This window comes from Vibrio echinoideorum (assembly GCF_024347455.1).
Lineage (GTDB): Bacteria > Pseudomonadota > Gammaproteobacteria > Enterobacterales > Vibrionaceae > Vibrio > Vibrio echinoideorum.
In genome coordinates this window covers 2,584,195-2,607,171 of record NZ_AP025483.1, presented here as the reverse complement: position 1 = coordinate 2,607,171, position 22,977 = coordinate 2,584,195, and the positions used below count along the sequence as shown (strand labels likewise).

Sequence of the window (22,977 nt, the reverse complement as noted above, 5' to 3'; positions counted from 1 at the left end):
TAGATGGACAACCAGCTTGAAGAGCTTTGTGAACTGGATCAACTAATTATCTCTAAGCTTGAATTTAGCGAAATTAATGCTGAAGAAATAACGCAGCTTGTCGATAACAGAGAACAGTTATTGCAAAACGTGCTTCAATTCATCGACTCACATCCCGACGTTAAGCAAAGTTCTGAATGGTTTGAAGCCATTACCAGAACCAGAAAATTAGTCGAATTGATGCAGTCTGAGACGAGTCGAGTAGGTAAGACCCTACACAAATATCGTCACGGTGCTAAATCAGTTCAACAATACAAAAAGTTTTTATAGAAGAGGTTTACTATGCGCGGTTCTTTACAGGCATATAAAAAGGTATCAGTGGATAGTCAGCTAACAGCTGCCTCACCCCATAAGATTGTACAAATGTTGATGGCAGGCGCTATTGAACGCTTGATTCAAGGTAAAGCGGCAATGCAAGCGGGCAACATTCCGGTAAAAGGTGAGCGCCTTGGTAAGGCTCTAGATATCATTATTAGCCTACGCAGTTGCCTTTCTATGGCCGATGGTGGTGATATTGCGAAAAACCTAGATCAACTTTATGAGTTCATGATCACGCAAATTTCTGCGGCAAATCACAAAAATGACCCACAGCCAATTGATGATGTTATCGATATTATCCGCGAAATTAAGAGCGCTTGGGACCAAATTCCGAACGAATATCACAACTTGACGTCTGATGAAGTAGGTATTTAAAGAAAAATTGCAGTTTTAACCAATCTCATATCCCTCAATTGGTTGGTTGCCTTATTTTTTTAATCAAATAAAATAGAAGCCATTAGATAGCCTAATGGCTTTTTTCGTTGCTGATTTCCTAAATTTGTCCACGTAAACATAATCATTGATGTTTTTTCTCTGTTTTATCGACTACGTCGCTCACCGTTTTTCCGCATCGCACCAAAATAAAGGCAATAATTCCTACTTATGCAAGGTTTGGCAAAACTGCTTGTCGTCGACGATAACGCTCAAGATCGTGACAATTTAAGCACAATATTAGAGTTTGTAGGAGAGAGCTGCGAAGTTATCAGCTCTGAACAAGCGCGCAAAGTAGACTGGTCACTTCAGTGGGCAGGCTGCATTATCGGCTCAATTAAAGGTAAAGGCTTCAACGCATTACTCAATGAAAAGCTTGTTCACGCCAATCACATTCCATTGCTTGTGATCGGTAAAAACAATCACCCAGTTGATGAACTCACCAACTTTGTTGGCGAACTCGAACTTCCTCTTAACTACCCTCAACTCAGTGATGCATTAAGACACTGTAAAGACTTCTTAGGCCGTAAAGGCATTCAAGTTGTATCTTCTACACGTAAGAACACACTGTTTCGCAGCCTGGTAGGGCAAAATGCTGGTATTCAAGAAGTACGTCATTTAATTGAACAGGTTTCTACTACGGAAGCTAACGTGCTGATTCTTGGGGAATCAGGTACAGGTAAAGAAGTTGTAGCTCGCAATATTCACTATCATTCTAAGCGTCGTACTGGGCCATTTGTACCAGTGAATTGTGGCGCTATTCCTGCAGAGTTGCTCGAAAGTGAATTGTTTGGTCACGAGAAAGGTGCATTTACTGGTGCGATTACCGCACGTAAAGGACGCTTTGAACTGGCTGAAGGTGGCACACTATTTCTTGATGAAATTGGCGATATGCCAATGGCGATGCAAGTTAAACTGCTGCGTGTTTTACAAGAACGATGCTTTGAGCGTGTAGGTGGTAACAACACCATTAAAGCGGATGTTCGAGTAGTTGCGGCAACGCACCGTAATCTTGAAGATATGATCGACGATGACTCGTTCCGTGAAGACCTTTACTATCGCTTGAACGTATTCCCAATTGAAATGCCTGCACTTCAGGATCGCAAAGAAGATATTCCTCTGTTGCTTCAAGAACTGATGACCCGAATGGAAGCGGAGGGCAGCATGCCAATCTGTTTTACGCCTCGTGCTATCAACTCTTTGATGGAGCATTATTGGCCTGGCAACGTTCGTGAATTAGCTAACTTAGTTGAACGAATGGTTATCCTTTATCCAAACAGCTTGGTTGACGTGAACCACCTTCCCACTAAATATCGATACAGTGATCTTCCTGAATTCCAACCAGAGTTTAATAACTTTGCGTCTGAGGAAGATCAGGAACGTGATGCATTGGCTGACATATTTTCAGAAGATTTTAGCTTTGATCAACAAGACGATCTTGCCGATAACGCGAATGCGCCTCAAGAGTTACCGCCAGAAGGGGTTAACCTCAAAGAGCTACTCGCTGATATGGAAGTGAATATGATTAACCAAGCTTTGGAGGCGCAGGGTGGCATCGTTGCTCGTGCTGCTGATATGCTTGGAATGCGCAGAACGACTTTGGTTGAAAAAATGCGTAAGTATAATCTGCAGCGTTAGAGATCAGATTACGTTCAGCAATATAAAATTAGGACTCATTTTTAATTAGAGTGTGCTCTGATTGAGAGAATAGGGATGGCATAGTCGAGTTGTTGCTTACTTAACTATGTGATAAATATAGCAAATAGCCTGACTCGTGTTGTACGTGTCAGGCTGTTTTAGTATTTGAGGCAAATTTTTGACATGCAACTATCTAACGAACCCGAAAATCAATCACACCTAGATTCAGTTGAGCAGCAGGTTGAGCGCTATAAGCAAGTACTTGATGTGATGCCAGCTGGTGTCATCTTGTTAGATACTCATGGGGAAGTAAGGGAAGCGAACCCTGAAGCGCACCGAATTTTAGGTGTGGAACTGGTGGGTGAAAAGTGGTTTTCGGTTATTCAAAGTGCCTTTGACCCAAAAGACGATGATGGACATGAGATCTCACTAAAGAACGGACGTAAGGTTCGTTTGGCGATTTCAGCTTCTACCACCGGTCAACTGATACTGATTACCGACCTGACAGAAACACGTCTTCTACAGTCTCGTGTTAGTGATCTTCAGCGTTTATCGTCGTTAGGTAGAATGGTCGCCTCATTGGCGCATCAGGTGCGTACGCCACTTTCTAGCGCGATGTTGTATGCATCAAATCTTGCCGCGCCAAACTTACCGCCGGCAACAAAAACGCGTTTTCAATCTAAGCTTATGGATAGATTGCATGACTTAGAGAAGCAAGTGAATGACATGCTGTTGTTTGCCAAAGGTGGCGACAATAAAGTGGTTAAGCCATTTACTGTGGCTGAACTGATCACTGAGTTTCACCCAATGGTGGAAGCGGCACTAAAGACCAACCAGATTGATTATTGCCAGGAAGTTGAGGGCGAAGAAACTCAAATGTTTGGTAACGCCAATGCTATTGCGTCTGCTCTTAGCAACCTGGTTTTGAACGCGGTTCAAATTGCAGGCAAAGAGTCGCAGATTGATGTCTTTTTTAGGCCCGTCAACGGCGAACTTAAGATATCAGTACAAGACAGTGGACCCGGCGTTGCGAAAGAGCTTCAAGGTAAAATTATGGAACCCTTCTTTACCACTCGCTCACAAGGTACAGGTTTAGGTTTGGCGGTTGTACAAATGGTATGTCGTGCACATGAAGGCCGACTGGAATTGATCTCAGAAGAAGGTGATGGCGCATGCTTTACTATGTGCTTGCCGCTCGAAAGAAGCGCTTCAACTGAAGACTAATACGTTTTAACTGAATTTACACTGGAGAATCCTATGGCTCAAAGCAAAGTGTTAATCGTCGAAGATGATGAAGGTCTACGCGAAGCCCTTGTCGACACACTCGCGCTTGCTGGCTATGAATGGCTAGAAGCGGATTGTGCGGAAGATGCTCTGGTAAAATTGAAATCGAACTCCGTTGATATCGTTGTCTCTGATGTGCAGATGGCAGGTATGGGCGGCTTAGCATTGCTAAGAAACATCAAGCAGCATTGGCCTAATTTGCCTGTATTGTTGATGACAGCGTATGCCAACATTGAAGATGCCGTAGCAGCAATGAAAGAGGGTGCTATCGACTACATGGCAAAGCCCTTTGCGCCAGAAGTACTGCTAAACATGGTGAGCCGTTACGCTCCGGTTAAGTCGGATGACAATGGTGATGCCATCGTTGCCGACGAAAAAAGTATCAAGCTAATGATGCTGGCTGATAAAGTCGCAAAAACAGATGCTAACGTAATGATCTTAGGGCCGAGCGGTTCCGGTAAAGAAGTTATGTCTCGCTACATTCATAACGCCTCAAGCCGTAAAGATGGTCCATTTGTCGCGATTAACTGCGCTGCGATCCCAGATAATATGTTGGAAGCGACACTCTTTGGGTATGAAAAAGGTGCCTTTACTGGCGCTATTCAGGCTTGTCCGGGTAAGTTTGAACAAGCACAAGGCGGCACTATTTTACTGGATGAGATCAGTGAGATGGAGCTTAGCCTTCAAGCTAAGTTACTGCGTGTGTTGCAAGAGCGTGAGGTTGAGCGTTTGGGGAGCCGTAAGAGTATCAAGCTAGACGTTCGTGTGTTGGCGACCAGTAACCGTGACTTAAAACAGTATGTATCTGAAGGGAACTTCCGTGAAGATTTATACTATCGACTGAATGTTTTCCCAATATCTTGGCCGCCACTTTGTGAGCGTAAAGGCGATATTGAGCCTCTAGCTAAGCATTTGGTTGAGCGTAACTGCACCAAACTTGGTATGCCCGTACCCGTGATGTCAGCGCAAGCCATCAGCAAACTCGTCAATTATCCGTGGCCGGGTAATGTTCGTGAGTTAGATAATGTCATTCAACGAGCGTTGATCTTGAGCGAACAAGATCATATTTCTGGTGAGCATATCCTTCTTGAAGGTGTTGATTGGCAAGATGCAAGTGGGCTACAACAAATTGTCGAAGGCAATGACGTTGCATCGCCAGAAATTAAGCCTATTGCTGAATCTAATCCGATCAACAAAGTCGTTGCCAGCAGTGAAGGGCTTGGTAATGAACTTAGAGATCAAGAGTATGCAATTATTCTTGAAACATTGATTGCTTGCAGTGGCCGACGTAAAGATATGGCTGAAAAACTGGGCATTAGTCCACGCACATTACGTTATAAGTTAGCAAAAATGCGCGATGCTGGAATAGATATCCCAAACTGAGGATAGATTAGTAGTGCCAGGTTTCTGACTGTTGTAGTACGATGTCTAGTCAAAATAATGTGTGGCACGCTAATTGCTCAGTCAATAATACAGCGAAATAGATAGTCATAATTTTGACTCCTGAGGTAGTAGATGAGAATAGATGGTTTACAAGGCGAAATGCAGGCAATGATGGTTGAAGCTGCTAGCGCGCGTCCTACTGGAACAGGGCAAGCGGTTGGTGCAGACTTTGGCAACATGCTTACGCAAGCCATCAATAATGTGAACTCATTACAAAAGACCTCAGGCAGTCTTCAAGCTCGTTTTGATAGCGGTGACCAAAGCGTGTCACTGTCTGATGTGATGATTGCTCGTAATAAATCTAGTGTGGCTTTTGAAGCGACGATCCAAATTAGAAATAAATTGGTCGAATCGTACAAAGAGCTGATGAATATGCCGGTATAAGTTAGGTAATTGAATAGTGGCAGATAATAGTCAAACAACAGATTTAACCGTAAGCGATAGCAACGACCACGCTCTCATGGCGGGTTCTGATCTTGACGGAACAGGGCAAAATCCCGATCTAGGTGAACGCAGTTCATCGAAGTTCGATATGGCTGTGGGCGATCTCGATTTACTTCGTCAGGTCGTCTTGGTCCTTTCCATCTCTATTTGCGTAGCGCTAATTGTGATGCTTTTTTTCTGGGTAAAAGAACCAGAAATGCGTCCATTAGGTGCTTACGAAACAGAAGAGTTGATCCCCGTTCTTGATTACTTAGATCTGCAAAAAATTGAGTATTCTCTTGAAGGCAACACTATCTCGGTACCTGCGAGTGAGTACAACTCTCTGAAGCTTAATATGGTACGAGCGGGGTTGAATCAAGAGCGAAATGCTGGCGATGACATACTCATGCAAGACATGGGCTTTGGTGTATCACAACGTTTAGAGCAGGAGCGCCTTAAATTAAGTCGCGAGAGACAGCTTGCGAAAGCCATCGAGCAGATGAAACAGGTGCGTAAAGCTCAGGTTTTATTAGCATTGCCAAAGCAAAGTGTGTTCGTACGTCACAATCAGGAAGCGTCCGCTTCTGTATTCCTAACGGTGAAAACCGGAGCTAACCTAAAGCAGCAAGAAGTGGATTCTGTTGTGGATATGGTGGCGAGTGCGGTTCCGGGAATGAAAACCTCACGTATCACGGTGACCGATCAGCATGGTCGACTTTTGAACTCAGGCTCTCAAGACCCGATGTCAACAGCGCGCCGCAAAGAACATGAATTAGAGCGTAACCAAGAACAAGCGCTACGTGAGAAAATTGATTCTATCTTAATTCCTATCCTTGGATTTGGTAACTACACCGCTCAAGTTGATATTCAGCTCGACTTTAGTGCGGTAGAGCAAACCAGAAAACGTTTCGACCCGAACACGCCTGCGACCCGAAGTGAATACACTTTAGAAGATTACAACAACGGCAATACTGTGGCCGGCATTCCTGGTGCTTTGAGTAATCAGCCTCCTGCAGATGCTTCTATCCCTCAAGATGTTGCCCAGATGAAAGATGGCGCAATGACGGGACAAGGTTCGGTTCACAAAGAAGCGACTCGAAACTTTGAGCTAGATACAACCATTAGCCACGAACGTAAACAAAGCGGCACAGTTAACCGTCAGACGGTATCGGTAGCGATTAAAGATCGTCAATCATTGAACCCAGACACGGGCGAAGTGGTTCACACGCCAATCCCAGTTAGCGAAATCAATGCCATTCGTCAGGTTTTGATTGGCACCGTGGGTTTTGACGAAAATCGTGGTGATTTGTTAAACGTATTGAGCATGCAGTTTGCGCCTCAGGTGACTGATATCGTAGCTGATGTACCTATTTGGGAACATCCAAACTTTAATGATTGGATTCGTTGGTTTGCGAGTGCGTTGGTTATTATTGTGGTGGTATTGGTACTTGTACGCCCTGCAATGAAGAAACTGCTTAACCCTGCAGCCGACAACGATGATCAAATGTACGGCCCTGATGGAATGCCGATTGGTGCCGACGGTGAAACGAGCCTAATTGGTGGCGATATTGAAGGTGGTGAGCTGTTTGAATTTGGTTCGAGCATTGACTTACCAAACCTTCATAAAGACGAGGACGTGCTGAAAGCAGTACGTGCACTTGTAGCGAATGAACCAGAGCTCGCAGCTCAAGTAGTTAAGAATTGGATGGTAGATGGCTAACGAAATAGTTCCACAACAAACTGAAGGCGGTGAAGTGCTTGATGTCTCTAGCGTCGATATCGGTTCTATCTCCGGAGATGAGCGCGCTGCAATCTTATTGCTAAGTTTAAACGAAGAAGATGCGGCAGGTATTATTCGTCACCTAGAGCCAAAGCAGGTTCAACGTGTCGGTAGTGCGATGGCACGTGCAACCGACTTGTCCCAGGAAAAAGTCGGTGCGGTTCACCGTGCTTTCTTAGATGATATTCAGAAGTACACCAACATTGGTATGGGCAGCGAAGACTTTATGCGTAATGCGCTGGTAGCTGCTCTTGGTGCCGATAAGGCGAATAACCTTGTTGACCAGATCCTTCTAGGGACCGGTTCTAAAGGCTTGGATTCACTTAAGTGGATGGATCCTCGTCAGGTGGCAAGTATCATCATTAACGAGCACCCTCAGATACAAACCATTGTGTTGTCGTATCTCGATGCTGATCAATCGGCTGAAATTCTGTCTCAGTTCCCAGAACGTGTTCGTCTGGATCTGATGATGCGTATTGCTAACCTTGAAGAAGTTCAACCTTCGGCGCTTGCTGAACTGAACGAAATCATGGAGAAACAGTTTGCGGGTCAAGCTGGTGCTCAAGCGGCCAAAATTGGTGGCCTGAAAGCCGCGGCTGAGATCATGAACTACATGGATAACAACGTGGAAGGCGTCTTGATAGATCAAATTCGAGACCAAGACGAAGACATGGCAACACAGATTCAAGATCTTATGTTTGTCTTTGAAAACCTTATCGAAGTTGATGACCAAGGTGTTCAGAGATTGCTGCGTGATGTACCGCAAGACATTCTACAGAAAGCGCTTAAAGGTGCTGATGAAGGTCTGCGTGAGAAGATCTTCAAGAACATGTCTAAACGTGCTGCCGATATGATGAGAGACGATATTGAGGCGATGCCGCCTGTGAAAGTCTCCGAGGTGGAAGCGGCTCAGAAAGAGATTCTGGGTATCGCGAGGAAAATGGCTGACAGCGGCGAGATTATGCTGTCTGGTGGCGCCGACGAGTTCCTTTAATACAGAAATCTCAAAAGCCCCACAATGTTGGGGCTTTTCTTTATCCAATCTCGAACTACAGATTAATTAAGTTTAACTGCTTGAATTTACAACGCAGTTTGACTCATTCATAGATAGGTACTGATATGTCAGGTGATAGAAAACGCGGCTTCCTTCGTCCAGAAGAAGATAATTCGGTAGCCCAACCTCAGAAATGGGGGCTGCCTGACTACACCTCTGACGTGAACAAACAAGCCAAAGAAACTGCCTTCAATTATGACCCTGGTTGGATGCCGACTGTAGAAGAAGCTATCGAAGATGAAGAGCTTGTTCTGACTGAAGAACAAATTGAATTGATCAAGCAAGGCGCTTACCAAGAAGGGCTTCATCAAGGACAAGAAGCTGGTTTTAAGCAAGGTTACGAAAAAGGCAAAGAAGAAGGCTTTGCTGCAGGCCACGAAGAAGGCAACCAAGCCGGTAAGCTTGAAGGTGTAACGGCTGGTCAGGAATACATTCAACAACAAGTTGCCATCTTTATGGGGCTAGCGAACCAATTTGCACAACCGTTGGAGCTAATGAATGCTCAGGTTGAGAAGCAACTGGTGGACATGGTGCTTACCATGGTCAAAGAAGTGGTTCATGTTGAAGTACACACCAATCCACAAATCATATTAGATACCGTGAAAGAATCGGTAGAATCACTGCCAATCTCTGGTCACGCGATCACATTGAAGCTTAATCCTGAAGATGTTGCCATTATTCGCTCTGCATATGGTGAAACGGAATTGGATTGCCGCAACTGGACTCTAGTGGCGGAGCCTGCACTCAACCGTGGTGATGTACAAATCGAAGCGGGTGAGTCGAGTGTTAACTACCGCATGGAAGAGCGTGTGAAGAACGTGATTCAAAGCTTCTGTGGTGTAAACCGCCATCAAGGGCATGAGTAATGCTTGAGTTAGCGAACCGTCTGAGTCAATACAAAGTCGAAGGTCTGAAATCGCGACCGATTGCATCCGGAAAATTGGTACGTGTTGTTGGCCTAACGCTTGAAGCGACCGGCTGTAAAGCGCCGATCGGCAGCTTGTGTTTAGTCGAAACCATGTCTGGTCAGATGGAAGCTGAAGTGGTTGGTTTCTCAGGTGACAACCTATTTTTGATGCCGAGTGAGCAAATTACGGGAATCTTACCAGGTGCCCGTGTTACACCGGTGACCTCAGAGAGCGGCATCCCTGTCGGAATGGAATTGCTTGGCCGAGTGATCGACGGTGTGGGTAACCCACTTGATGGGCTAGGTCCAATCTATACCGAACAACGCGCTTCATTTAATGCAGAACCCATCAACCCTTTAGCTCGTAAACCTATTTCTGAGCCACTTGATGTCGGTTTGAAGGCCATCAATGGTTTGCTTACAGTGGGTAAAGGTCAACGTATTGGCCTGTTTGCGGGTTCCGGTGTTGGTAAATCGGTCACGCTTGGCATGATGACTCGAGGCACAACGGCGCAAGTGGTTGTAGTGGGTTTGATTGGTGAACGTGGACGTGAAGTAAAAGAATTTATTGAAGAGATTCTTGGCGAAGATGGACGTAAACGATCTGTGGTGGTCGCTGCTCCTGCGGATTCATCGCCGCTGATGCGATTGAAAGGTTGCCAAACTGCACTGGCTGTCGCTGAGTACTTCCGCGACCAAGGCTTAGATGTTCTTTTATTAATGGATTCATTGACCCGTTTTGCTCAGGCTCAGCGTGAAATTGCTCTGTCTGTCGGTGAGCCGCCAGCGACCAAAGGTTATCCGCCATCAGTATTCGCCAAGCTTCCCGCGCTCGTGGAACGTGCGGGTAACGGCAACGATGAACAAGGTTCCATCACGGCTTTCTTTACCGTTTTAACTGAAGGTGATGACTTACAAGACCCGATTGCTGATGCGTCGCGAGCGATTCTTGATGGTCACATTGTTTTATCGCGTGAGATGGCCGATGCCGGACATTATCCTGCGATTGATGTTGAGAAATCCGTCAGTCGTGTTATGCCGCAAATCACCACCGAAGAACATGTATTGATGTCGAAAGCGGTGCGCCAAGTATTGTCTATTTGTCGTAAAAACCAAGATTTGGTTTCGATAGGCGCCTACAAACCGGGGACAGATCCTGCCATTGATAGTGCTTTCACCTTGAAACCGAGGTTGGATGAGTATTTACAGCAGAAAATGAAAGAAACAGTTCCCTATGACATGTGTGTCAACATGTTGAAACATGTATTGGGTGGCTAACGAGTGAATAAGGTTAGTCATGGATAACGCATTAGAATTTTTGCTCGATCAATCTAAGGATCAAGAGAACCAAGCCGTACTCGCGCTCAACAAAGCGAATTCGGAACTTCAAGGTTACTATGAGCAGGTCGCTCAAATTGAAAAGTATCGACTTGATTACTGTCAGCAGCTTATCGACCGCGGAAAGGCTGGGCTAACGGCGAGCCAGTATGGTCACTTGAACCGTTTCCTAACTCAACTAGACGAAACATTATCTAAACAGAGAGAAGCGGAGCACCATTTTAAAAACCAAGTCGACAACTGCCAAAACTACTGGATGGAGCTACGTAAAAAGCGTAAATCTTATGAGTGGTTGATGGAGAAAAAACAGAAAGAAAAGGCAAAACTGCAAGACCAAAGAGAACAGAAGCAAATGGATGAGTTCTCGACGCTGATGTATGGCCGAAAGAAGATGTGATCCTAAGCCCTAAATGACGCAGGTGTTGCCGTTCAGATTGTGAGAACGGAACTAATAGGCATGTTTCTTGCTCTGTTTTATATAAAATTGCGCGTTATGCCCAGTAAAGGCATGAAAAGCATCCGACTTTCTTTTTGTTGTCCGATTTATGACAGCAAAGCTAGTAGATAGAGCTTGTATATATGAATGTTAGTCTTTCCTCAAATTCAGCGACCAACAAAACGTCATCCTTGTTGGATACTGGCTCTGCCTCTTCAAAGGTAGAAGATACCGGCGATTCAAAAGGTTTTTTTGAGTCGTTTAAAGAAGCGCTAGGCTTTGAAGAAAGTGACAGCAAAGCAACAGTTAAAGATGCTGAAAACGGCTCAAAATCTGATGACAAAAAAATCTCGGCGTCGAGTGATGAAAGCGAATCAGCTAAGTCGAGCTCTGCTGAGGGAAAAGCTTCTCCGGAACTGAGTAAAGGCGATGCTAGTGAATCTGAGAGCGCAGACGCAACGAGTGAAGGTCAAACCAAGCAAGCTTCTACAAAAGTTGATGCTGAAAAGGCAACCACCGAAAAAATAGGTGCTGAACAAACGTCTGAATTAGCTTCAACGTCGAAAGAGAAAGCCTCGTCGACTTCGACCAGTGACAATACTTTGGTAGAGAAGGCACTCCCTAAAGGGGAGCAATCTCAACAAGTTTCGACTGATAACGACTCAAGCACTCAGATTACAGAGTCGAAGGCTCAGGCATCGCAAGCCAGCGTCGCGATGAATGAAGGCAATAAATTGCTTGGTCAGTTGGATGAGGCAAACAAAACACTGAATCAGCCTGCGAACGGCAAAGGCTTGCCTCAACAAGCCACTCAACAAACTAGTCCACAAGTGAATGCAGGTGAAGCCCAAGGCAATATCGCTGGCGCCTCAGTTGCAGGAGCAATGGGTCTGACGACAGAACAAGCCAATTTAACCAACGCAAAAAGTGGACTTGAAGTCGATTCTGAGATCGCAGTGCTTACCGGTGGTAAAGGTGTTTCTCAGTTGACTGATGATGAAATTCGACAACTCATGGACAAAGGTGTTACCCCTGAGCAGATCGAAGCAAGCATGAGCCGAGAGCTTAGCCAAAAAAATGCGGCAGCTGCTAGCGATCAAAGTGAAGCGCTTTCATCCGCTGACATCGAGCTTGCAAAACAAGTTGATGCCCATACCAAAGTGCTAAATCAATTGAATTCAGAAATCGAATCAGAACAGTCTGTTGTCGATGGTTTGCTTCAAAAGCAACAAAGTGGCGCTAAGTTGACGGTTGACGAGCAAGCTGCCTTAGCTAAATCCACAGGTAACTTAGAAGTGTTGAATCAACAGCTGACTAATGTTCAACAACAAGCATCGGCGTTATTGAGCCAAAATTCGAATGCTGAATCAGCAGCTATAGATTGGGATAACTCTGACTCAAGTGAAGCCAAAGCTCTAGGTGCGGTAGCATCGACAGCGGCACTTGCTACTGCAGCCCAACAAGCATCTGCTCAGGCTTCATCTCAAGCTGCAACCAATGCAGTTACAGATAAAGCGGCAATGTTGCACGCTAATAATGCACATGCTTCTCAACAGGCGGCAGCTCAACAGTTAGCTGCTCAGCAGGGCAATGCCGCTTCTGCACAACAAGCAGCCTTGGACCCGAGTTTAACGGCGCAAAACCTGGCAGTGAATGCACCTGTAGCCGCGACTAAGGCGGGTTCAACGGATATGTTGCTCAAAGCTGGCGCTGGCGCGGCGGCACTCTCTGGCCTGAGTAAGACTGGTGCTAAAGACGATTCCAAAGACTCGACGTTTGCTCAGCAAATTGCTTCTGCAGCGGGTGTTCAGGGAACAGCGACCGTAGGTTCGGCTCCAACACGAGCTGAAATTCAAGCGGCCCAACAGGCACCTCTTCAGCTAACTAAAGAGTTGGCAAACGAACAGGTGGCAGAAAAAATACAAATGATGATGTCTAAGAACCTTAAGAACTTGGACATCCGCCTTGATCCGCCAGAGTTGGGTCAAATGAAAATTCGAATGACCATGAATAATGACGTGGCGAATGTTCATTTCACGGTGAGCAGCCAACAGGCGAGAGATGTGATTGAGCAAACCTTACCTCGTTTGAGAGAGATGCTTGCTCAACAAGGGATGCAGCTTGCTGATTCGTCCGTTCAACAACAGAATACGGGTCAAGGGCAAGATAGATACAACAATGGTGAGCAACAATCAGGCTCTAACCGCGCAAATGATGGTCAAGGTGATGAAAACCTTGATAGCGGCAGCAATCTTGAATTGAATGTCGCATCAAAGCGTGATGGAATTAGTTATTATGCCTAATATCAGGCCATAACAGCTCGTTAGTGGAAATAACAGGAAGTTAGAGAACAGTATGTCTGCAGAACAAGATCCAACTAAAAAGAAAAGTAAGCTTCTTATTATCATTATTGCCGTAGTCGTTTTACTGCTTGGAGTGGGTGCCGCACTGTTCTTTTTTCTAGGTTCAGATGACGGAGCTTCTGAGTCTCAATCTCAACCCGTTACTGCGATGGTCGCTGTAGAACCTGTCATGTATGTTAATATTCCTCAGCCTTTTTTGTTCAATGTGACGGGTGATAAAAAAGACCGTCTAGTTCAGATAAAAGCACAATTAATGGTACGCGGCAGCAAGAATGAAGATCTTGCTCGTTACCACTCTCCATTAGTAGAAAGCACGCTATTGGCAACATTCGCATCTGCAACGGTTGATCAATTGCGCTCACCAACAGGGCGAGTGGAACTACGCAATAAGGCGACTGAAGATATTAAAGCAAGCCTGGCTCAAGCAGTTGGCCAGCCTGTGATTGAAAAAGTGTTATTCACTGACTTCGTAATTCAATAGGTAATTTGTGACCGATTTATTAAGCCAAGACGAAATTGATGCGCTCTTACACGGCGTAGACGATGTTGAAGACGTTGAAGATGTCTTAGAGACCGAAAATGACAATGCGATCAATTTCGATTTCTCATCTCAAGATCGAATCGTCCGTGGTCGAATGCCGACCCTTGAACTTATTAACGAACGTTTTGCGCGTCATATGCGTATCAGTTTGTTTAATATGTTGCGTAAAACGGCTGAAGTGTCGATCAACGGCGTACAAATGATGAAGTTTGGTGAGTACCAGAACACATTGTATGTACCCACCAGTTTAAACATGGTTCGTTTCCGTCCGTTAAAAGGTACGGCGCTGATCACCATGGAAGCACGTCTTGTTTTTATTCTTGTAGAGAATTTTTTTGGTGGCGATGGCCGTTTTCACGCCAAGATTGAAGGCCGCGAATTCACGCCGACTGAAAGACGAATTATTCAGTTATTACTGAAAATTGTGTTTGAAGATTACAAAGAAGCTTGGTCACCAGTAATGGGAGTTGAGTTTGAATACTTGGATTCTGAAGTGAACCCAAGCATGGCGAACATTGTGAGCCCAACAGAAGTGATTGTTGTGAGTTCATTTCACATTGAAGTGGATGGCGGTGGTGGTGACTTCCACGTCGTTATGCCTTATTCCATGGTAGAACCGATTCGTGAATTGTTGGATGCCGGTGTTCAGTCTGACAAAATGGAAACTGATGTTCGTTGGAGCTCAGCACTTCGTGATGAAATCATGGATGTGCCAGTCAACTTTCGCGTGAACTTGCTTGAACAAGATATTTCCCTGCGTGATCTTATGGAGTTGCGCCCAGGTGATGTTATTCCAATGAACATGCCTGAGCACGCGACCATGTTTGTAGAGGAATTGCCTACATATCGCGTAAAAATGGGACGTTCAGGCGAGAAGCTCGCCGTACAGATTTCTGAAAAGATTCAAAGACCGCATGTGGTTAAAACTGATCTCGCATTTCTAGGCAAAGACTTAATGTCTGAGCTAGAAAATAGCGACGATAACGAATAGCAAAATAGATAAAAGTATAGGAATTGGTAATGGAACCTAGTGAAGATCAAAAGTTAGCAGACGAATGGGCTGCTGCACTTGGTGAAGACCCTTTAGCACCGTCAATTGATGTCGACGACGTGCTCGCTGCACCACTTGATGAGTTAACTGATTCATCGTCTCCGATTTCTGAAGATGAGCGTCGTAAACTGGATACCATCATGGATATCCCAGTGACCATTTCCATGGAAGTTGGCCGCTCTCAGATTAGTATCCGTAATTTACTGCAACTGAACCAAGGTTCGGTTGTCGAGCTAGATAGAATTGCTGGTGAATCACTGGATGTGATGGTTAACGGTACTCTGATTGCGCACGGTGAAGTGGTTGTGGTAAACGACAAATTTGGTATTCGTTTGACTGACGTGATTAGCCAAACAGAACGAATTAAGAAGTTACGTTAATGCGTTTTTCGCCAAAAATATTGGTGGGCTTGTCTCGCGGGATAGCTGGTTTGTTTAGCGGAGTGACGGGCTTGTTTCGTGAAATCACAAGCTTGTCTCGTGGAACATTGGGAGTAGGGCTGTTGTCTGCGCCTTCTATTGCTTTTGCCGCGCCTCCTTCTCTTGATTTAGCGACCACTTTTGGGTCGCTGATTTTCGTTATCGCCTTCATCTTATTTATTGCTTGGTTACTCAAGCGAATGCAAGTGCCAGCGATGTCGAATCAACAAGGCCTAGCCATTGTTAGACAAATTCCTGTTGGAACTAAAGAACGCATTGCGATTGTTCAAGCGGGTGATGAACAGTTCTTAGTCGGCATTACTACGCAATCCATTCAGCTGATCTCTAAGCTCGATAAACCTCTTACTCAGGAGATGCTGGAAAAAAGTACGTTTTCAAGTCAGCTTTCCCAGCTAATAAAAAAAGATGCAAATAAGTAACGGATTTTCGAATTCATCTTACTTTTACCAAATCGGATCATTCCGAACGGTAAAAGTGCTGTTAGTTCAGCTCATTCTTCTCTGCTCTATCGTATTCAGTGGGTCGGTATTTGCGCAGGCCGAAGACGGCACAGTTATCCCTGCGAATACGGCTGGCTCTGAGTCGGTAACCATTAGCTCGATGGAAAAAGATCAAACCACGTCGCAAACCATGACCACAGGCAGCTTAACGGGTAATGGTGGTGGTATTCCTGCCTTTACCATGACGACTAATGCTAACGGTGGTGAAGACTACTCCATCAACCTGCAAATATTGGCCTTAATGACCATGCTTGGCTTCTTGCCTGCAATGGTGATTTTGATGACGTCGTTTACCCGTATTGTTGTGGTGATGTCTATCTTGCGTCAGGCAATGGGCCTACAACAAACGCCTTCGAACCAAGTGATTATTGGTATCGCGATATTTTTGACTTTCTTCATCATGTCGCCGGTGATCAATCAGGTCAACGAGCAAGCGGTTCAGCCTTATCTCAATGAGCAGATATCAGCACGACAGGCCTTTGATGTTGCTCAAGGCCCGATCAAGTCTTTCATGCTTAAACAGACCCGAATCAAAGATCTTGAGACCTTTGTTGAGATCTCAGGAGCGGAAGTGACTAACCCTGAAGACGTTTCAATGGCGGTTCTGATCCCTGCATTTATCACGTCAGAGTTGAAAACGGCTTTCCAGATAGGCTTTATGCTGTTCTTGCCATTTTTGATTATCGATTTGGTGGTGGCCTCGGTATTGATGGCTATGGGTATGATGATGTTGTCACCGATGATTGTATCGCTGCCGTTTAAGTTGATGCTGTTTGTCCTTGTTGATGGTTGGAACTTGATACTCTCCACTCTCGCCGGCAGTTTTGCCTTGTAGCTGGGGGAATAATGAATCCTGAAATATTCGTAGATTTGTTTCGAGACGCACTTTGGATGGTACTTGTAATGGTTTGCGCCATTATTATTCCTAGTCTGCTGATTGGTTTGGTTGTTGCTGTCTTCCAAGCGGCGACGTCTATCAACGAACAAACTCTGAGCTTCCTGCCGCGTTTGATCGTGACGTTATTGGCGTTGATGATGTTTGCTCACTGGATGACTCAGATGATGATGGAGTTCTTTTTTGAACTCATCGAACGCTTGCCGCAAGTTTTGTATTAAACCTATATGGAATACCCAACGAGCCTTGTACTAGAGTGGTTAGCCAATTATTTTTGGCCATACACTCGCATCTCAGCAATGCTGATGGTGATGACGGTAACAGGGGCACGCTTTGTGTCCCCGCGTATCCGTCTGTATTTAGGTTTGGCGATTACCTTTGCTGTGATGCCTGCGATTCCTGCCGTTCCTAAAGAGATAGAACTGCTGTCTTTCCAAGGATTCTTGACGGTATTTGAACAAATCGTGATTGGCGTTGCCATGGGGTTTGTCACCCAGTTCCTGATTCAAACCTTTGTTATGCTCGGTCAGATTCTCGGTATGCAATCGAGCTTGGGCTTCGCTTCTATGGTTGACCCAGCTAACGGGCAGAACACGCCAGTACTTGGCCAACTGTTTATGCTGTTGGCTACCATGTTTTTCTTAGCGACTGATGGTCACTTGAAAATGTTGCAGTTGGTGGTGTTTAGCTTTAAGACCTTGCCGATTGGTAGCGGTTCTTTGACGGCTGTAGACTTTAGAGAACTGGCACTGTGGCTTGGCATCATGTTCAAAACGGCATTAGCGATGTCCTTATCGGGCATTATTGCGCTGCTAACGATTAACCTTTCGTTTGGTGTAATGACGCGCGCCGCACCTCAGCTTAATATATTTTCTTTGGGTTTTGCATTTGCACTACTCGTGGGCCTGTTGCTTTGTTGGTACATCCTTGGCGGCTTATTTAGCCACTATGAACTATTCTGGGTGCAAGGCGAACAACAGATATGTCGTCTAATCCGATTAGATTGCTAGGAGACTGAAATGGCAGAGTCAGACGGTCAAGAACGCACAGAAGACGCCACGCCCAAACGCTTGCAACAGGCCAAAGAAAAAGGGCAGGTTGCAAGATCAAAAGAGTTAGCGTCGGCGTCGGTACTCATTGTCGGTGCAATTTCCTTAATGTGGTTTGGCGAATCAATGGCGAAGGCTTTGTTCGAGGCCATGCAACGCTTGTTTTCTCTGAGCCGTGACGAAATATTTGATACCAATAAACTCCTAGAAATAGCGGGTGGCGCATTGGTGAACCTATTGTTTCCTTTATTCTTGATCCTTATTACTTTGTTCGTTGCTGCAGTTATCGGCGCTGCTGGCGTTGGTGGGGTTAACTTTTCGATGCAAGCAGCGATGCCTAAAGCGTCTAAGCTAAATCCATTGAGTGGTATCAAGCGTATGTTTGGCCTACAAAGTTGGGTCGAACTACTGAAATCTATTTTGAAGGTAGCCCTAGTATCGGGCATGGCCATTTATCTCATTCAAGCTTCTCAGCACGATTTGATGCAGCTGAGCCTGGATGTGTACCCGCAGAATATATTCCACGCTTTAGATATATTGCTTAACTTCATTCTATTGATCAGTTGTACTTTACTCATCGTGGTAGCCATTGATATCCCATTCCAGATCTGGCAACACGCGGATCAACTGAAGATGACCAAACAAGAAGTCAAAGATGAATTCAAAGACACCGAAGGTAAGCCCGAAGTTAAAGGTCGAATTCGCATGCTACAACGGGAAGCCGCTCAACGACGTATGATGGCGGATGTTCCTCAAGCGGATGTGATTGTTACTAACCCCGAGCACTTTTCAGTGGCTTTGCGTTATAAGCAGAATCAAGACAAGGCACCAATTGTGGTCGCTAAAGGGGTTGACCATATGGCGATGAAGATCCGTGAAATCGCCCGTGAAAATGACATCTATATTATTCCAGCACCGCCGTTGGCTAGAGCGCTTTATCACACCACTGAGTTGGAACAACAAATTCCTGACGGTCTATTTACGGCAGTGGCGCAAGTTCTTGCATATGTATTCCAGCTTAAACAGTACCGAAAAAAAGGTGGTGATAGGCCAAAATTGCAAGATTCTAATATGCCGATCCCACCTGACTTACGTCATTAGATCAATTGCTTGAGCTCAGCTGAATGAAGGCTGATAATACCGAGATGACAAAGCCTCTTTTTATTGAGGTGATGGCAATAAATTGACGTGAGATGTTGGTACAGTGTTTGCTATATCAACCCCGAACATTATAAAGCTGATCGTTATAAAGTTGACTATTTTAAACCTGATCATTTTAAACCATTGCAACATAGCTTAGACCTGAGCCTCAATTCGCTTGGTGAGATAGCTACAACATAGCGAAACTGCCCAGATTTATGAAATTCTCCCTGCCTTTTGCGGACAAGCTGCCTAAAATCCCTAACCGTGCCATGCCTGCGATTGGCGCACCCGTTATGGTACTTTCAACGCTTGCTATGGTGGTGTTACCCATTCCAGCATTTTTGTTGGATATGTTTTTCACCTTCAATATTGCCCTGTCTATGGTTGTACTACTGGTTTCTGTATATACCCGTAGGCCTTTAGACTTCGCCGCATTTCCTACCGTACTTTTGATTGCGACTCTACTTCGTTTAGCCTTGAACGTTGCTTCTACGCGTGTGGTATTGCTTCACGGCCATGAAGGTGGCGACGCTGCTGGTAACGTTATTGAAGCGTTTGGTAACGTCGTTATTGGTGGTAACTATGCGGTTGGTTTAGTGGTGTTCTTGATTCTGATGATCATCAACTTCATGGTTGTAACCAAAGGTGCGGGTCGTATCTCGGAAGTAAGTGCGCGTTTTACATTGGACGCTTTACCGGGTAAACAAATGGCAATCGATGCCGATTTGAATGCGGGTTTGATCGACCAAGATCAGGCTCGTACCCGCCGTTTTGATGTAACCAAGGAAGCCGATTTCTACGGCTCGATGGATGGTGCCTCTAAGTTTGTTAAAGGTGATGCGATCGCCGGTATCTTGATCTTGTTCATCAACATTATTGGTGGCTTAAGTATTGGTATGGTTCAGTTTGACCTTGGTTTTGGTGAAGCAATCGAAATCTACACACTATTGACTATCGGTGATGGTCTGGTTGCACAAATTCCGTCTCTATTATTGTCTATCGCAGCAGCGATGATGGTTACGCGTCAAAATACTGATGAAGACATGGGTGAGCAACTTGTCTTCCAAATGTTCGATAACCCGAAAGCCCTAATGATCACTGCCGCTATCCTTGGCATCATGGGTATTGTTCCTGGTATGCCACATTTCTCATTCTTGAGTCTTGCCTTGGTTGCGGGCGCGGGTGCGTACTACATCGATAAAAAGAACAAGAAGAAGGCTGAAAAACCAAACCTTCCTGCTACCGTTGAGGCTAACGGTGAAAAGGGTTCCCAGAAAGAGCTCTCTTGGGACGATGTTCAACCCGTCGATATTATTGGTTTAGAAGTTGGTTATCGTTTGATTCCTCTTGTAGATAGAGATCAAGGCGGTGAACTGCTTGAACGTGTAAAAGGGGTGCGTAAGAAGCTCTCTCAAGATTTTGGCTTTTTGATCCCAGCGGTACACATCCGCGACAACCTAGAATTGACGCCAAATAGCTACCGAATTACCCTGATGGGGGTCGCTGTTGGTGAGGCTGAGATTAAGCCTGATATGGAATTAGCCATTAACCCGGGTCAAGTCTACGGGATGATCGATGGCGAGCCGACGATTGACCCTGCTTTTGGCCTTGAAGCGGTGTGGATTCGTGAAGAGCAGCGTGAACATGCGCAAGCCTTAGGTTATACGGTTGTAGATTCATCAACAGTATTGGCAACACACCTCAGTCAACAGCTAACCAACAATGCATCGCAGCTAATTGGTCACGAAGAAGTTCAGAACCTCCTTGAAATGCTTAGTCGTTCAACCCCTAAACTGGTTGAAGGTTTTGTTCCGGATCAACTGCCACTTGGTGTGGTGGTGAAAGTACTGCAGAATCTATTGAATGAAGCGATTCCAATTCGTGACATTCGAACGATAGTCCAAACTTTGTCGGAGTACTCAAGTAAGAGTCAAGAACCTGACATATTGACAGCGGCTGTTCGTATCTCATTGAAACGACTAATTGTTCAAGAAATCAATGGTATAGAGCCAGAACTACCTGTGATAACCCTAATTCCTGAGCTGGAACAAATCTTGCATCAAACCATGCAGGCATCCGGCGGTGAATCTGCTGGTATCGAACCTGGTTTAGCCGAACGTTTACAGAGTTCTCTCAGCCACGCCACACAAGAGCAAGAGCTGAAAGGGGAGCCAGCTGTGTTACTGACCTCTGGTGTATTACGCTCGACTTTGGCTAAGTTCGTGAAAAACACGATCCCAAGCTTGAGAGTTTTATCTTACCAAGAGATACCGGACGAAAAGCAGATACGCATAGTACAAGCTGTTGGTAATTAAGCCGCCTAATTAGAACGGACGATCGAATTGAAAATTAAACGATTTTTTGCAAAAGATATGCGAACTGCGCTGCTCCAAGTTAAAGAAGAACTTGGCTCAGAAGCTGTGATCATGTCTAACAAAAAGGTCGCAGGTGGCGTGGAAATTGTTGCCGCTATTGATGGTGAATCTAGTCCATCGACAGCAAGCCCAAGATTAAACAAACCTCAGCAGCCTGCGCAAAGTCAATACACGCAAATGGCAGCGCCTGCGGTTCCTGCAGGACGTCGCCAATTAGATGATGACAAAGTCAGCCTACAGTCGAATACTGAAGGCGGACGCTCAATGACCAAGCGTTTCGCGAACATGCTTAAGCAATATAGCCATGGCGCAGACGAAGATTCGCAACATCGTGCAGAAAATGAAGATTCGTTGTCAGCGTTACTTAATCGCCAAACTGGCAGCAGTCATCAGTCTCACGGTCATCAAAGCTTGCCTAGTCATAAAGGGTCTCAAAGCAACCAACAGTCACCGTCTCGTAATAGCAATATAGATTCTGCGTTTGCTCGTGAAACTGGCCTATCTAAGTTGATTGCTGAAGACCGCAGAGTAGAGCGCCCAGCGCCTCGTTTGGATCCTACTCGTTACGATCGTGGTCGTGACCCCGTTCAATCCAAAGGTTCTGACACCGAAATGGAAACGATGCGTGAAGAGATGACTTCAATTCGTCGCTTGTTAGAACATCAAGTATCAGGATTAATGTGGCAAGAAGTTGAACGTCGCGAACCTTTGAGAGCGATGCTGATAAAGCGTCTTGAGCGCATGGGTGTTTCAGCTGAGCTTGCGGACCAGATGGCCTGCTACATTCCTGAAGACACCAAACCAGCGCGTGCTTGGAAAGCTTTGCTAGCATTGGTTGCTGACCAAATCTCTGTAACACAAAAAGATATTTTAAAACGCGGCGGTATTGTGGCCTTACTGGGCCCGACCGGCGTAGGTAAAACAACGACCGTTGCTAAACTAGCTGCACGTGCCGCCATGGAATATGGCGCAGACAATGTTGCACTAGTGACAACTGACACATATCGCATAGGTGCACATGAGCAGTTATCAATTTATGGTCGAATTATGGGTTGTCCGGTAAGAGTTGCTAAAGATTCTAGTGAATTGGCCGATGTAATATATCAATTACGTAATCGTCGCCTAATTCTGGTTGATACTGCCGGTATGGGACAGCGAGATGTTCGCTTATCTGAGCAGTTAGACACATTGATGCAAGAGAGTGGTTCAGTCATTAATAGTTACCTTGTGTTGCCCGCAACCGCGCAACGTAAAGTACTACAAGAGACGATAGAACACTTTCGAAGAATCCCGTTGTCGGGATGCATCCTAACTAAGCTGGATGAATCTCTAAGTTTAGGAGAGTTCATCAGTGTAGTAATACAAAATGCATTACCAGTTGCTTACATAGCAAATGGTCAACGAGTTCCTGAAGATATCGTCATAGCTCAGCCAAAGTACATGATTGCTAAGGCTAACGAGTTATTAGAAAAATCTACAGAGAATGAACCTCATTACTGGAATAGCGATTCTGAAGGGCTCTAGGCGG

The 22,977-nt window shown here is 45.3% G+C and carries 22 protein-coding genes; all 22 read left to right on the top strand.

What is annotated here, in order from left to right; all coding sequences use genetic code 11:
- The first annotated feature begins 3 nt into the window (after positions 1-3).
- The 22 genes from OCV36_RS11725 (at position 4) to flhF (ending at position 22,973) form a co-directional block, all read left to right on the top strand.
- Positions 4-309 carry a flagellar protein FliT gene (locus OCV36_RS11725; protein WP_135457927.1) on the top strand — a complete coding sequence of 102 codons (306 nt, stop codon included), beginning with the start codon at positions 4-6 and terminating at the stop codon, positions 307-309.
- 12 nt (positions 310-321) lie between these two features.
- Positions 322-732, top strand: a complete 411-nt coding sequence (gene fliS / locus OCV36_RS11720; protein ID WP_017073210.1) for a flagellar export chaperone FliS — start codon at positions 322-324, stop codon at positions 730-732.
- Positions 733-960: 228 nt separating this feature from the next.
- The gene (locus OCV36_RS11715; protein WP_135457929.1) at positions 961-2,427 is read left to right on the top strand and encodes a sigma-54 dependent transcriptional regulator; all 1,467 of its coding nucleotides are present in this window, start codon (positions 961-963) and stop codon (positions 2,425-2,427) included.
- 183 nt (positions 2,428-2,610) lie between these two features.
- On the top strand, positions 2,611-3,651 hold the full coding sequence (locus OCV36_RS11710; protein ID WP_017073208.1) for a sensor histidine kinase: 1,041 nt from the start codon (positions 2,611-2,613) through the stop codon (positions 3,649-3,651).
- Between the two features lie 33 nt (positions 3,652-3,684).
- Positions 3,685-5,094 (top strand): sigma-54-dependent transcriptional regulator, encoded by a 1,410-nt coding sequence (locus OCV36_RS11705; RefSeq protein WP_017073207.1) that lies wholly within the window; start codon positions 3,685-3,687, stop codon positions 5,092-5,094.
- A 132-nt stretch (positions 5,095-5,226) separates the two neighbouring features.
- Positions 5,227-5,538, top strand: coding sequence for a flagellar hook-basal body complex protein FliE (fliE, locus tag OCV36_RS11700; protein WP_017073206.1), 312 nt, complete (start codon positions 5,227-5,229; stop codon positions 5,536-5,538).
- Positions 5,539-5,554: 16 nt separating this feature from the next.
- A complete protein-coding gene (gene fliF / locus OCV36_RS11695; protein ID WP_017073205.1) occupies positions 5,555-7,297 on the top strand; it encodes a flagellar basal-body MS-ring/collar protein FliF in 1,743 nt (580 codons plus the stop codon).
- Positions 7,290-8,351, top strand: a complete 1,062-nt coding sequence (gene fliG / locus OCV36_RS11690; protein ID WP_135457931.1) for a flagellar motor switch protein FliG — start codon at positions 7,290-7,292, stop codon at positions 8,349-8,351. The genes fliF and fliG overlap by 8 nt, the downstream gene beginning before the upstream one ends.
- Positions 8,352-8,476: 125 nt before the next feature.
- Complete coding sequence (gene fliH / locus OCV36_RS11685; RefSeq protein ID WP_017073203.1) at positions 8,477-9,277, top strand: flagellar assembly protein FliH; 801 nt, start codon at positions 8,477-8,479, stop codon at positions 9,275-9,277.
- Complete coding sequence (fliI, locus tag OCV36_RS11680) at positions 9,277-10,596, top strand: flagellar protein export ATPase FliI (RefSeq protein WP_017073202.1); 1,320 nt, start codon at positions 9,277-9,279, stop codon at positions 10,594-10,596. Before fliH ends, fliI begins: the two co-directional genes overlap by 1 nt.
- 19 nt (positions 10,597-10,615) lie before the next feature.
- Positions 10,616-11,053 carry a flagellar export protein FliJ gene (fliJ, locus tag OCV36_RS11675; RefSeq protein ID WP_017073201.1) on the top strand — a complete coding sequence of 146 codons (438 nt, stop codon included), beginning with the start codon at positions 10,616-10,618 and terminating at the stop codon, positions 11,051-11,053.
- A gap of 182 nt (positions 11,054-11,235) precedes the next feature.
- The gene (locus OCV36_RS11670) at positions 11,236-13,395 is read left to right on the top strand and encodes a flagellar hook-length control protein FliK (protein WP_135457932.1); all 2,160 of its coding nucleotides are present in this window, start codon (positions 11,236-11,238) and stop codon (positions 13,393-13,395) included.
- 52 nt (positions 13,396-13,447) lie between these two features.
- Complete coding sequence (gene fliL, locus OCV36_RS11665; protein ID WP_135457934.1) at positions 13,448-13,936, top strand: flagellar basal body-associated protein FliL; 489 nt, start codon at positions 13,448-13,450, stop codon at positions 13,934-13,936.
- Between the two features lie 7 nt (positions 13,937-13,943).
- On the top strand, positions 13,944-14,987 hold the full coding sequence (fliM, locus tag OCV36_RS11660) for a flagellar motor switch protein FliM (RefSeq protein ID WP_010439360.1): 1,044 nt from the start codon (positions 13,944-13,946) through the stop codon (positions 14,985-14,987).
- A 29-nt stretch (positions 14,988-15,016) separates the two neighbouring features.
- Positions 15,017-15,427, top strand: coding sequence for a flagellar motor switch protein FliN (gene fliN / locus OCV36_RS11655; RefSeq protein ID WP_004736208.1), 411 nt, complete (start codon positions 15,017-15,019; stop codon positions 15,425-15,427).
- Positions 15,427-15,906 carry a flagellar biosynthetic protein FliO gene (fliO, locus tag OCV36_RS11650; RefSeq protein ID WP_017073198.1) on the top strand — a complete coding sequence of 160 codons (480 nt, stop codon included), beginning with the start codon at positions 15,427-15,429 and terminating at the stop codon, positions 15,904-15,906. The genes fliN and fliO overlap by 1 nt, the downstream gene beginning before the upstream one ends.
- Complete coding sequence (fliP, locus tag OCV36_RS11645; RefSeq protein ID WP_135457936.1) at positions 15,893-16,822, top strand: flagellar type III secretion system pore protein FliP; 930 nt, start codon at positions 15,893-15,895, stop codon at positions 16,820-16,822. Before fliO ends, fliP begins: the two co-directional genes overlap by 14 nt.
- Before the next feature lie 11 nt (positions 16,823-16,833).
- Positions 16,834-17,103, top strand: a complete 270-nt coding sequence (gene fliQ / locus OCV36_RS11640; protein WP_017073196.1) for a flagellar biosynthesis protein FliQ — start codon at positions 16,834-16,836, stop codon at positions 17,101-17,103.
- 6 nt (positions 17,104-17,109) lie between these two features.
- Positions 17,110-17,892 carry a flagellar biosynthetic protein FliR gene (fliR, locus tag OCV36_RS11635; protein ID WP_017073195.1) on the top strand — a complete coding sequence of 261 codons (783 nt, stop codon included), beginning with the start codon at positions 17,110-17,112 and terminating at the stop codon, positions 17,890-17,892.
- Positions 17,893-17,901: 9 nt separating this feature from the next.
- Positions 17,902-19,032: a flagellar biosynthesis protein FlhB gene (gene flhB, locus OCV36_RS11630; RefSeq protein WP_017073194.1), complete on the top strand. Its 1,131-nt coding sequence runs from the start codon at positions 17,902-17,904 to the stop codon at positions 19,030-19,032.
- Positions 19,033-19,289: 257 nt separating this feature from the next.
- Positions 19,290-21,389 (top strand): flagellar biosynthesis protein FlhA, encoded by a 2,100-nt coding sequence (gene flhA, locus OCV36_RS11625; RefSeq protein ID WP_017073193.1) that lies wholly within the window; start codon positions 19,290-19,292, stop codon positions 21,387-21,389.
- A 27-nt stretch (positions 21,390-21,416) separates the two neighbouring features.
- Entirely contained in the window at positions 21,417-22,973 is a 1,557-nt protein-coding gene (gene flhF / locus OCV36_RS11620) for a flagellar biosynthesis protein FlhF (RefSeq protein WP_135457938.1), read from the top strand.
- The last annotated feature ends 4 nt before the right edge of the window (positions 22,974-22,977 follow it).